Source organism: Luteibacter sp. CQ10 (assembly GCF_040900725.1).
Classification (GTDB): Bacteria; Pseudomonadota; Gammaproteobacteria; order Xanthomonadales; family Rhodanobacteraceae; genus Luteibacter.
Genome location: NZ_JAEUYM010000001.1, coordinates 37298 through 49818 on the forward strand (window position 1 = coordinate 37298; position 12521 = coordinate 49818).

Consider the following 12521-nt stretch of genomic DNA (forward strand, 5'->3'; position numbering starts at 1 on the left):
AAAAAAACCAGACGCGGGGTTGGGCCCGGCCACCAAGCGAGCCCTGCCTCCTTTCCTTTCAGGAGATCGATGTGAACCACCGTTTCAGCGCGCTTTCCATGGCCATCCTGGCCGGTCTGTTCGCCACCGGCAGCGTGATGGCGCAGACCGCCACCAACGCCCCGGCCGCGAGCGACGCGAAGAAGACCACCGCCGACCAGACCGCACCGCAGGACGCGGCCGAGCTTACCGGCATCACCGTGACCGGCATCCGCGCGAGCCTGCAGAAGTCGCTCGACCTCAAGCGCAACTCCGACTCGATCGTCGATGCCATCTCGGCCGAGGACGTGGGCAAGTTCCCGGACACCAACGTGGCCGAGTCGCTGTCGCACCTCCCCGGCATCAGCGTGGACCGCAACTTCGGCGAAGGCGACAAGGTCAGCATCCTCGGCACCGATCCGGCGCTGAACCGCCTGCTGCTGAACGGCCAGACCCTCGCTTCGACCAACTGGACGTCCGACCCGAACAACCCGGACAGCCGCTCGTTCGACTACAGCCTGCTCACCTCGGAAATCATCGGCAACGCCCAGGTCTACAAGACCCCGCAGGCGAAGATCGACGAAGGCTCGATCGGCGGTACCGTGATCGTCAACACCCGTCGCCCGCTCGACCTCAAGGCGAACACGCTCACCGGTAACGTGAGCTACAACTACAACGATCGCGCCGACACCGGCAAGCCGAACGCCTCGGTCTTCTACAGCTGGAAGAACCAGGACAACACCTTCGGCGTGCTCGGCTCGCTGATGCACTCGCAGCGCATCATCGACCGCCAGGGCACCGAGATCTTCGGCTACCAGCGTGCGAACGATCCGACCGACACCAACCCCGACCACCAGTTCGCCCCGGGCGTGGTGCCGGCCGGCACGCAGCCGACCTATCCGACCGCGATCAACACCGCGTGGTTCCAGCAGAAGCGTAAGCGCGACGGCGTGTCGACCGGCCTGCAGTGGAAGCCGAACGATGCCTTCGAGCTGAACTTCACCGGCCTGTACGTCACCGAGAAGTTCGACAACTTCAACCAGAGCCGCTACGGCGACTGGTCGGGTTCGGCGCCGTATGCCACCTCGGTGGGCGTCAACGACGGTGTGATCACCAGCGCCAACTACGGCCCGAACGCGCCGACCTACCTCGACGGCTACGAGCGCGAGTCGAAGGTCAACACCGGCGCCGCGCAGCTGCGCGCCGACTGGTACGGCGACGGCTGGACCGCGTCGAGCCAGATCGGCTACACCGGTTCCACCGGCGGCTCGGAAGGCATCTGGAACACCCAGTTCAAGTCGCTCGGCGGCTACAACTGGAACCTCGACGGCCAGCATCCGCAGATCAACTACAACTTCCCGGACAACCCGGCCGCCGCCGCCATCAACGGCGTGGGCTTCAGCCGCGCGCCCACCTACGACCGCGAGCGTTACTTCCAGGCCGACTTCGCGCACGACGTGGCGTGGGGCCCGCTGAACCAGATCGAAGTGGGCGTGAAGGCGACCAACCACTACAACGGTCAGGATGCCTACGCCTCGCGCTTCCCGTCGCTCGCTTCCATGGGCATCGGCGGCCTGACGCTGAACGACTGGGCCGGCGGCCAGACCCCGGACGGCTTCCTCGGCGGCCTGAACGGCACCCCGGGCATGCAGGACTGGACCACCATCAACAAGGGCGCGCTGAAGGACGGCGTGAACGCGCTGGTCGACCAGTACGGCTCGCCGATCGACCCGAAGGCCACTTACGCCATCCAGGAGCAGAACCGCGCGTTCTACATCCAGGGTGACTTCGCCGGTGACGACTACCGCGGCAACGTCGGCGTGCGCTACTTCCGCACCCGCGACACGGTGGACGGCTACAACGCGGTCGGTACCGACACGTATGCCCCGGTGAACAAGCGCAGCGCGTACCACAACTGGCTGCCGTCGCTGAACATCGCCTACGACGTGCTCTCGGACGTGACCCTGCGTTTCGCCTACGCCCAGACCATCGCCCGTCCGCGCTACCAGCAGATGACCCCGTACGTCGCCCTCGACGACCGCAGCCTCACCGGTTCGCGCGGCAACACCGACCTGGGTCCGTACAAGTCGACCAACTACGACTTCTCGGCGGAGTGGTATTTCTCCGAGAACAGCATCCTGTCGGCCGAACTGTTCTTCCGTCGCATCTCGGGTTACATCCTCAACACCCAGGTGCTCGAGACCCACTACAACCTGACCAACCAGCGTGACGACGTGTACCAGATGCAGGTGCCGATCAACGCCGGCGTGGCCAAGGTGAAGGGCGCCTCGCTCACCTACCAGCAGAACTTCGGTCGCGGCTTCGGCATGCTGGCGAACTACACGTACTCCGACGCGGACACCAGCAACGACTTCCCGCTGCCGTACAACTCGAAGAACTCGTTCAACCTCTCGCCGTTCTTCGAGCAGGGCCCGTGGAGCGCGCGCGTGACCTACAGCTGGCGCTCGTCGTACTTCACCTCGATCGCGGCGCTGCAGACGCAGCAGATCACGGGTATCTTCCGTGAACTCGACGCGTCCGTCGGCTACCAGATCAACGACCACATGCGTATCTCCCTGGATGGCACCAACCTGCTCGACGAGACCTACCAGGTCTACGACGACCGCCCGAGCCAGCCGCTGTACTCGTACAAGAACGGCCGTACGTACACGGTGACCCTGGGCCTGAAGCTGTGATGCGCCGCGCATCGTTGGCCCTGACGCTCTGGCTGGCCGCCGGAGCGGCCAGTGCCAACCCGCCGACGGAGAGGGATCTCTCCGCCGGCTGGCGCTTCCGTCTCGCCCAAGGGACGCAAGCGGGTGCGCACACCGACCTGAAGGACTGGCTCCCGGCCCACGTGCCGGGAGCCGTCCAGACCGATCTTCTCGCGCTGAAACGGATCGAGGATCCGTTCTGGCGCGACAACGAGGCCAGCCTGCAATGGATCGGCCTCTCCGACTGGGATTATCGACTCGACTTCGACGTGGACGCGGCCACCCTGGCACGCGATCACGTCGATCTCGTTTTCGAGGGTCTCGATACCTTCGCCGAGGTGTCGCTCAACGGGAAGAAGCTGCTGAGCGCGGACAACATGTTCCGCCGCTGGCGCCTGCCGGTGAAAGACACCCTGCACAAGGGTTCGAACACCCTCCAGGTGCACCTGCAGTCGCCCATCGGCAAGCTGCTGCCGTGGCTGATGAAGCAGCCGTATTCGCTGCCGGGCGAGTTCGATTCCGCCTTCGGCGACGAGCCCAAGGGCAAGCAGACCTCCAACTACGTGCGCAAGGCCAATTACCAGTACGGCTGGGATTGGGGCCCCCGCTACGTCACCCTGGGTATCTGGCAGCCCGTGCGCCTGGAAAGCTGGGACACGATGCGCCTGGCCGATTTCCACGTGGCGCAGAAGCACGTGGACGCCGACACCGCGCAGCTGGAAGGCCAGTTCGACCTTCGGGCGGACAAGGGCGGCCCGGTGATGCTCGCCGTCGACTGGACGGCGCCGGACGGCACGCACGGTCACGAGGAGCGCAGCGTCGCCCTCGCCAAGGGCGAGAACCACGTGGCCCTGCCCGTGACCATCGCCCATCCGCAACGCTGGTGGCCGCTGGGCTACGGCGAGCCCAATCTTTACAAGTTCCATGCCGAGGTCTCGGCCGACGGCCAGGCCGTCGCCCGCGTCGACCGCGACACCGGCCTGCGCAGCGTCGAGCTGCGTCGCGAGAAGGATCAGTGGGGTCGCAGCTTCGCCTTCGTGATCAACGGCGTGCCCGTGTTCGCCAAGGGCGCCGACCTCATCCCGTACGACAGCTTCCCCTCGCGCGTCACGCCCGAGCGCCAGGAAACGCTGCTGCGCTCCGCGCACGACGCCAACATGAACATGTTGCGCATGTGGGGCGGCGGTACGTACCTCGAAGACGCGTTCTACGACGCGGCCGATCGCCTGGGCATCATGATCTGGCAGGACTTCATGTACGGCGGCGCGATCACGCCGTACGACGATGCCTTCCGCGAGAGCGCGCGCATCGAGGCCGAAGAGCAGGTCACCCGCCTGCGCAACCATCCGTCCATCGTGATCTGGGCCGGCAACAACGAAGTGCAGACCGGCTGGGACGACTGGCCGGATCGTCAGGACTTCCGCAAGTTCGTCAACGCCGACGAGGTCAAGCGGATCGACGACGGCATGCGCGAGCTGTTCGGCAAGACGCTGCGCAAGGTGGTGTCCGACCTTTCGCCGTCGACGCCGTACTGGGCCAGTTCGCCCAGCACCGACTTCGATGGCCCGGCCAACGTCGAGACCGACGGCGACTACCACTACTGGAAGGTGTGGTCGGGCTCCGAGCCCATCTCGCACTACCTCGACATGACGCCGCGCTTCCAGTCCGAGTACGGCCTGCAGTCGTTCCCGGTGATGGCCACGATCAAGGCCTTCGCCAAGCCGGAAGACATGCAGCCGGAATCGAAGGTGATGCGCGCGCACCAGAAGTTCGCCAACGGCGACGGCAACCAGCGCCTGCTGCTGTACATCCGCCAGGAATACGGCGAGCCGAAGGACTTCCCCTCGTTCGTGTACCTGAGCCAGGTGATGCAGGCCGAGGGTATCGAGCTGGCGGCCGAGCACCTGCGCAGCAAGCGTCCGCAGAACATGGGCACGCTGTACTGGCAGCTCAACGACGTGTGGCCGGGCGCGTCCTGGGCCAGCGTGGATTACTTCAATCGTTGGAAAGCCCTGCAGTACCACGCCAAGCGTTTCTACGCGCCGGTGGACGTGGTGCCGCAGCGTCGCGACGGCGTCACGAACGTGTTCGCCGTCTCCGATCGCACGGCCGATTTCGATGCCACGCTGCGCATGCGCGTCTACGACATGAGCGGCAAGATGCTGCGCGAGAGCAGCCAGCCCGTGCATGCCGCCGCGCTGGCGAGCACGAACGTGCTGAAGCTCGGCGATGCCGCGCTGCTGAAGGGCGCCGATCCGAAGCGCACCGTGGTTTCGCTCGACCTGATCGAGCAGGGCGCCACCGTCGCCCATCACCTGCTGTATTTCGGTGCGGCACGCGATCTCATGCTGCCGAAGCCGGAACTGACGTGGAGCGTGAGCGACAGCGGCCACGGTCTCGTGGTGACCGTCAGCGCGAAGCGCCTCGCGCGCGCCGTATGGGTCGACACGCAAGACCTCGACGTGCGATTGTCCGACAACGCGTTCGATCTGCTGCCCGGCGAGAGCCGGCAGCTCGACGTGCAGGGCACCACCGATCTCGAAACCCTGCGTCGTACCGTGTCGGCGATGTCGCTGGTCGATGCACTGAAGGAGGGCAAACAGTGAATCCAAGCCGTCGCAACCTGCTCAAGTGGCTCTCGCTCGCGCCCGGCCTCGCCGTGGCCGGCGGTGTCGGCGTCGCTTCCGCCGCCGGCTCGCGTTTCGCGAGCAAGCGACCGCCGGTGGCGCAGCGCAAGTTCACCAGTCCCGCGGTGGAGGCGCTGATCGCCTCCACCAAGAAGAAGATCGCCGATCCCGAGCTCGCCTGGCTGTTCGAGAACTGCTTCCCGAACACGCTCGATACCACGGTGGAGCTGGGGCGCCTCGACGGCTATGAAGACACCTTCGTGGTCACCGGCGACATCGATGCCATGTGGCTGCGCGATTCGTCGGCCCAGGTGTGGCCCTACCTGCCGCTGACGCCGAAGGACGAGGCCCTGCGCAAGCTGTTCCGCGGACTCATCCGCCGCCAGGCGCGCTGCATCCTGATCGACCCCTACGCCAACGCGTTCCTTCCCGATCCGAAGGGCAAGAGCAAGCTGGAGTGGGCCCAGACCGACGCCACCGAGATGCGCCCAGGCGTGGCCGAGCGCAAGTGGGAAATCGATTCGCTGGGGTATCCCGTGCGCCTGGCCCATGGCTACTGGCAGACCACGGGCGACCGCGAGCCCTTCGACGACACGTGGCGCGAAGCGACCAAGCTCATCGTGCGCACCTTCCGCGAACAGCAGCGCAAGGACGGCCCGGGCCCCTACCATTTCGAGCGCCCGTCGCTGCGCCCGACCGACACCCAGTTCCTCAGCGGCTACGGCAATCCGACCCGTCCGGTGGGCATGATCCACGCGATGTTCCGTCCGTCGGACGACTCGACGATCTATCCGTTCAACATCCCGGGCAACCTGTTCGCGGTGGTGACGCTGCGTCGCCTCGCGCAGATGCACGGCACGCTCTACGGCGACGCCTCGTTCGCGGCCGAATGCAACGCGCTGGCCGACGAAGTGCAGGCCGCCATCGAACAGTACGGCGTGGTCAAGGGCGAGGACGGCGATTTCTGGGCCTACGAAGTCGACGGCTACGGCGACCAGCTCGTCATGGACGACGCCAACGTGCCTAGCCTGCTGGCGTTGCCGTACCTGGAGTGCACGCCGCGCGACGCACGCTACGAGCGCACGCGCGCCACGGTGTGGAGCGCGCGCAATCCGTATTTCTTCAAGGGCAGCGCCGGCGAAGGCATCGGCGGCCCGCACGAGGGCCTGCGCATGATCTGGCCGATGTCGATCATGATGAAGGCCTTTACCACCGACGACGTGGCGGAGATCCGCCAGTGCCTGCACTGGCTGAAGACCACGCATGCCGGTACCGGCTTCATGCACGAGGCCTTCGATCAGGACGATCCCACCAAGTTCACGCGAAGCTGGTTCGCCTGGGCCAATACGTTGTTCGGCGAGCTGGTGGTCCACCTCGCCGACAAGCATCCCGATTCCCTGCGCCGCGTCTGACGCGACGCCCTAGCCGGAGCGATTCATGGTTACCCGTCGACGTTTTCTCCAGGGCATGGCCGCGGCGACCGCCGTCGGTCAGTTCGGTTCCCTCACCGCGCTGGCCAGCGGCGTTCACCAGGCCACGAACGCGCCTTCCGCGAGCGGCGGCACCGCCGTGGAGGGCGTGCTGGGTTACGTCGACGTCTTCGTCGGCACGGGCGGCCACGGTCACACCTTCCCCGGTGCGACGCGGCCGTTCGGCATGGTTCAGCTGAGCCCCGATACCTACAACGCGCAGTGGGACGGTTCGTCCGGTTACCACCAGGGCGACGGTTCGATCATGGGCTTCTCGCACACGCATCTGTCCGGCACCGGCGCCGCCGACATGCTCGACGTGCTGGTGATGCCCGCGATGGGCCCGGTGCTGCTGCAGCCCGGCGACCGCGACTACGACGGCGTGAACTACGTGTCGCGCTTCGACGCGAAGAAGGTGAGCGGCGAGAAGGCGGAGAAGGGCTACAAGACCGGCATCAAGGGCTACCGTTCGCATTACACCGGCGAGCAGGCGCATCCGGGCTACTACCGCGTCAAGCTGACCAAGCACGACATCCTCGCCGAGCTGACCGCGACGCTGCGCGCGGGCATGCACCGCTACACCTTCGGCAAGGACGGCGATGCCCACCTGCTGGTCGACCTCGCCCACGGCTACCAGGACAACCCGCAGGAACCGACGCGCGTCAGCGACGTGGAAATGCGCCTGGTCGGCGACGACACGCTGGTCGGTGGCCGTCGCGTATGGCAGTGGGCGAGCGGTCGCGTCATCTATTTCGCGATGAAGCTCTCGCGCCCGGCCAAGTCGGTCACGTTGTACTCGAACGACAAGGCGTTGCCGGCCGGCAGCACCGAAGCCAAGGGCGACAAGCTCAAGGCCGCGCTGCATTTCGACCATGCGTCCAAGGAGCCGCTGCTGGTCAAGGTGGGCATCTCCGGCGTGGACATCGAGGGCGCCATGCGCAACGTCGACGGCGAAATCCCGAACTGGGACTTCGACGGCGTGCGCGCCTCGGCCGAGGCGGAATGGACCACCGAACTGTCGAAGATCCGCATGGACTCGTCGTCGGACAAGATCAAGCGCACGTTCTACAGCTCGCTCTACCACACGATGCTCGCGCCGACGGTGTTCAGCGACATCGACGGCCGCTACCGCGGCATGGACAAGGCGGTGCACACGCTGCCGGAAAACCGGCACAACTACAGCACGTATTCGCTGTGGGACACCTACCGCGCCGCGCATCCGCTGTACACGCTCTACCAGAGCGATCGCGTGCCCGACCTCGTCGACGGCCTCGTGCGCCTGGCGGTGGAGAGCCCCAGCGGCGCGCCGGTGTGGCCGCTGCAGGGCATCGAAACCGTCTGCATGATCGGCTACCACTCCGCCGTGGTCGTGGCCGAAGCGCAGGCCAAGGGCTTCAAGGGCATCGACTATGCCAAGGGCTGGCCGGTGTTCCGCCGTCGCGCCATGCAGGACGACTACTTCGGCCTGACCTACTACCGCAAGCTCGGGTTCATCCCCAGCGACAAGGAAGGCGAGGCGGTCAGCAAGACGCTCGAATACGCGTACGACGACTGGGCCGTGGCCTCCATGGCCGAGGCGCTCGGCCATGCCGACGAGGCGGCGGCGCTGCGCAAGCGTTCGCAGAACTACGCCCACGTGTTCGACAAGGATACGCAGTTCGTCCGCCCGATCGACGTCGACGGCAAATGGATCGAACCGTTCGATCCGATCGCCATCGGTCATTCGAAGAAGTGGCGCGACTTCACCGAATCCAACGCGTGGCAGGCCACCTTCCTCAACCAGCACGACGTGTACAACTACATGAAGCTGTTCGGTGGCGAGCAGGCGTTCGAGAAGAAGCTCGACGGCCTGTTCAACGCCGATCCCACGCTGCCCGACAACGCGCCGCCGGACATCGCCGGCATGGTGGGCCAGTATGCGTTCGGCAATGAGCCGGGCCATCACATGCCCTACCTCTATGCCTACACGGGTGCGCACCACAAGACGCAGGCGCGCGTGCGCATGCTGCTCGACACGATGTACCTGCCCGAGCCCGACGGTCTGCCCGGCAATGAAGACTGCGGCCAGATGAGCGCGTGGTACATCATGAGCGCCATGGGTCTTTATTCGGTGGATCCGGTCAGCACGAACTACGTGTTCGGCAGCCCGGTGATCGATCGCGCGCAGATCGCGGTCGGCGGCGGTCGCACGCTCACCATCGAAACGAAGGAAAATGGCGAGGGCCGTCCGTACATCCAGTCGGTGACATGGAACGGCCAGCCGTGGACGAAGAGCTGGATCTCCCACGCCGAACTCGTCACCGGTGGCACGCTGACCTTCACGATGGGCGACAAGCCCAACGAGAACTTCGGCAAGGCGCTCGCCGATCGTCCGCCGTCGTACGGCGCGCCGGCCGACAAGCAGGTTTGAACGTTTCGTTTCGAAGCCCGCCGTAGGCACCGGCTCAGGCCGGTGCCTGCGGCGGGCGGATAGGTTTTCGCGAGAGACGTTCAGCGCTCTAACACGCCGGCTTGCGCCGGTGCGACGTGGTGGCGTACCTCGCGTTTCACGTTCTTGCCGTATACGCATCGCACCGGCGAACGCCGGTGTTTTCGTCTGTGACGCAGCAGACGAAACCTGTCATGGATGGATTTCATCATGTCGATTCCATCCAACGAGAGGGAGTCGCATCATGCGTTTCGTCGTGCCCTTGCTAGCCGTTCTCGTCGCCGCGCCGGCTTTCGCCGACACCACCGTCACCTACCAGTCGCAGGGCTACACGCTCAACGTCACCGACAAGCAGTCCGGCGTGGCCCAGTCCACCGTGGACGCGATGGTGAATACCTTCTTCACCATCTATCCGCAGGAAAGCCGCGACTTCAATCCGAACGCATCGAAGACGGTCAACATCGTGCTCGATCCGGCGTACGACGGCGTGGCGGCCACGGCGAACGCCACCGAAACCTACGGCGCGAGCTACATGATCTCGCATCCGACGGACACCGATACGGTGACCCACGAGTCGATGCACATCGTGCAGGACTACGGTTCGCAGAACATCCCCGGCTGGATGGTCGAGGGCATCGCCGATTACGCGCGCTATCGCTACGGCGTGAACAACGCGGCGGCCGGCTGGTCGCTCGGCAATTACCAGTCTGGCCAGAACTACACCGACAGCTATCGCGTGACCGCGCGTTTCCTCGTATGGGTGGAAGAGCATTACCCGGGCGCGGTGCAGCGCTTCGATGCGGCATTGCGCGGGCGCTCCTACAGTGCGAACACGTGGAACCAGGTCACTGGGGCGAGCGTGGATACGCAGTGGACGCGGTATACGCAGTCGCCAGGCATCTGACGGAGCGGCCTTGGCTTGGTAGGAGCCGATTTATCGGCGATACCTAACGGTGTCGCGATTTGCCATCGCCGCTGAAGCGGCTCCTACCGAGCGGACGCAGCCGTCCTCTGAGCCTTCACGACTGCTAGACCCCTCCACCCACATGCTGCCCGCGCCTGAACGACCTGGAGGGGGCCATGTCATACACCGGACGCATGTACCTGAGGATGTACCTGCCTTGCGCAGCGCTGCTGGCCTCGGGCGCCGTCGCCGCGGCAGCCGCGCAGATCGCCCAGGGCTATCCCGGCGAACTCGGCATCGCCTCGCTCTACTCCCATCTGCCGCGCTGGCTGTTCGCCCTGGGCGCGAGCTCGGCGGCGCTGGTGGCCATGGTGCAGACCATGCGCCTGCGGCTACGCGACCGGGATTGCTACGTGTGCGGATGCCTTCTCGGCATGGAGCGCAGCGCGCGTGGGGGACTGGGCCGGACCCGGCGCTGCCTCGGATGCGGCAAGGTGCACGGCACGAACCATCGGTTGGCGCCGCACCTTCGACCGCTGGCGGTGGCCGTGGACGGTTCCGCCGAACACGCCGTCAGGAGCGTACGTTCGTCACCGTGATGCGATGACCGATGCGCTCGAGCAGGGCGCGCAGGGCCTCGGCGTCGTCACGCGAGGCCGATTCCTCGAGCGAAAGCCAGAGCGTGTCGCCGGAAAGGCCATGGACCTTCTCGTTGAACTCGATCTCGATGGCGACCTTGCCGCCCGGTTGTACGACGGATACCGCGAAATTGCGTGACTGCACGTGCCCGTTTCCCCTGGGGATGTTCGGTGGTTGGGTGCATGCATATTAGCGGGGCCCGGCCGGGAAAGGTGTCGGCCACCGGCGGATGCGTGAACCAGGGCACGTCCGGATGGGCCCCGGCCTACCCGTCGGCCCGGCCGAGCGGGGCCGCCACGTCTTCCAGCGGACGCCGCTCGGCGGCGATGCCCAGCCAGCCGGCGGCCATCGCGCCGACCACCATCAGCCCGGCACCGAGGGCGTAGCCCCAGCCGATGGACGCGCGCTGGCCGGTGCCGATCAGTTCGCCGAACAGCCAGGGGCCCACGACGCCGCCCAGCGCCGTGCCGAAGGCGTAGAACAGGGCGATCGCCAGGGCGCGCAACTCCAGGGGAAAGCTCTCGCTCACCGTGAGGTACGCCGCGCTGGCCGCGGCCGAGGCGAAGAAGAACACCACGCTCCAGGCCACCGTCTGCAGGCGGGCGTCGAGCCGGCCGTGCACGAACAGCCAGGCGGTGGCGAAGAGCAGCAGGCCGGAAAGCGCGTAGGTGGCCACGATCATGGGACGCCGCCCGAGCGTGTCGAACAGGCGGCCGAGCAGCAGCGGCCCGAGGAAATTGCCCGCGGCGAACGGCAGGAGGTACAGGCCGACGTCGGCATCGGCCACGCCGTAGAAGCGCCCCAGCACAAGCGCATAGGTGAAGAAGATGGCGTTGTAGAAGAACGCCTGGGTAGCCATCAGCACCAGGCCCAGCACGGTGCGGCGGGGATAGTCGCGGAACAGCGTGCGCCCGACGTCGGCGAAGGTGAGGGCGTGCGGCGCCAGGCGTAGCCGGGGCAGCGGCGTGTCGGGCGGTGCGGCGCCGAGGCGCCGCTCGATCTGCGTCGCCACCGCCTCGGCTTCCTCGATGCGCCCATGCAGCATGAGCCAGCGCGGGCTTTCCGGTACCCAGTGGCGCAGCACGAGGATGACCAGGCCGAGCAGGGCGCCCAGGCCGAAGGTGAGCCGCCAGCCGATCTCCGGTGAAACGATGCCGGTGTCGAGCAGACCCACGGCGCCCACGGCGCCCAGCGCGGCGCCGAGCCAGAAGCTGCCGTTGATGACCAGGTCGGTATGGCCACGATAGCGCGCGGGTATCAGCTCCTGGATGGCGGAATTGATCGCGGCGTACTCCCCGCCGATGCCTGCTCCGGTGAGCATGCGGAAGACGACGAACAGTCCAAAGTTCGGCGAAAACGCGGTGGCGGCCGTCGCCGCGAGATAAAGGCCCAGGGTGAGGGTGAAGAGCTTCTTGCGGCCCAGTCGGTCGGTAAGCCAACCGAAGAACAGTGCGCCCCCCACGGCACCCACCAGGTACAGGCTGCCCGCCAGGCCGACCTGCGCGTCGGTGAGGTGCAGCACCCGGCTGGACTTGAGCGCGCCGGCGATGGCGCCGGTGATGGTCACCTCCAGGCCGTCGAGCAGCCAGGTGATGCCCAGCGCCACGGCCACCAGCGTGTGGAAACGGCCCCAGCGCAGGCGGTCCAGCCGCGCGGGGACGTCGGTGTCCATGGTCGCGTCGCGAGGGCGTGGCGTGGCATCCATGCCGCCACCCTAGGCAG

At 66.4% G+C, this 12521-nt stretch carries 8 protein-coding genes; 6 read left to right on the forward strand and 2 right to left on the reverse strand.

Annotated features, from left to right (window positions below; all coding sequences use genetic code 11):
* The first annotated feature begins 71 nt into the window (after positions 1-71).
* From JNG39_RS00185 to JNG39_RS00210, 6 genes are all read left to right on the forward strand, one after another.
* Positions 72-2714, forward strand: coding sequence for a TonB-dependent receptor (locus JNG39_RS00185; RefSeq protein ID WP_368308976.1), 2643 nt, complete (start codon positions 72-74; stop codon positions 2712-2714).
* Positions 2714-5338: a glycoside hydrolase family 2 protein gene (locus JNG39_RS00190; RefSeq protein WP_368308977.1), complete on the forward strand. Its 2625-nt coding sequence runs from the start codon at positions 2714-2716 to the stop codon at positions 5336-5338. Before JNG39_RS00185 ends, JNG39_RS00190 begins: the two co-directional genes overlap by 1 nt.
* A gap of 53 nt (positions 5339-5391) precedes the next feature.
* Positions 5392-6771, forward strand: a complete 1380-nt coding sequence (locus JNG39_RS00195; RefSeq protein WP_247375122.1) for a glycoside hydrolase family 125 protein — start codon at positions 5392-5394, stop codon at positions 6769-6771.
* 25 nt (positions 6772-6796) lie between these two features.
* Positions 6797-9238: a GH92 family glycosyl hydrolase gene (locus JNG39_RS00200; protein WP_368308978.1), complete on the forward strand. Its 2442-nt coding sequence runs from the start codon at positions 6797-6799 to the stop codon at positions 9236-9238.
* Positions 9239-9500: 262 nt separating this feature from the next.
* Positions 9501-10160, forward strand: coding sequence for a basic secretory protein-like protein (locus JNG39_RS00205; protein WP_368308980.1), 660 nt, complete (start codon positions 9501-9503; stop codon positions 10158-10160).
* 176 nt (positions 10161-10336) lie between these two features.
* Complete coding sequence (locus tag JNG39_RS00210; protein WP_368308982.1) at positions 10337-10759, forward strand: hypothetical protein; 423 nt, start codon at positions 10337-10339, stop codon at positions 10757-10759.
* Here the strand turns inward: JNG39_RS00210 and JNG39_RS00215 are convergent.
* Positions 10734-10943 (reverse strand): hypothetical protein, encoded by a 210-nt coding sequence (locus JNG39_RS00215; RefSeq protein ID WP_247373356.1) that lies wholly within the window; start codon positions 10941-10943, stop codon positions 10734-10736. The genes JNG39_RS00210 and JNG39_RS00215 overlap by 26 nt on opposite strands.
* Positions 10944-11064: 121 nt before the next feature.
* The gene (locus JNG39_RS00220; protein ID WP_368308983.1) at positions 11065-12471 is read right to left on the reverse strand and encodes an MFS transporter; all 1407 of its coding nucleotides are present in this window, start codon (positions 12469-12471) and stop codon (positions 11065-11067) included.
* Positions 12472-12521 lie beyond the last annotated feature (50 nt).

Coding starts and splice junctions, on each gene's coding strand:
- JNG39_RS00190 (WP_368308977.1), top strand. CDS start 2,714: ATGCGCCGCGCATCGTTGGCCCTGACGCTCTGGCTGGCCGCCGGAGCG.
- JNG39_RS00200 (WP_368308978.1), top strand. CDS start 6,797: ATGGTTACCCGTCGACGTTTTCTCCAGGGCATGGCCGCGGCGACCGCC.
- JNG39_RS00205 (WP_368308980.1), top strand. CDS start 9,501: ATGCGTTTCGTCGTGCCCTTGCTAGCCGTTCTCGTCGCCGCGCCGGCT.
- JNG39_RS00210 (WP_368308982.1), top strand. CDS start 10,337: ATGTCATACACCGGACGCATGTACCTGAGGATGTACCTGCCTTGCGCA.
- JNG39_RS00220 (WP_368308983.1), bottom strand. CDS start 12,471: ATGGACACCGACGTCCCCGCGCGGCTGGACCGCCTGCGCTGGGGCCGT.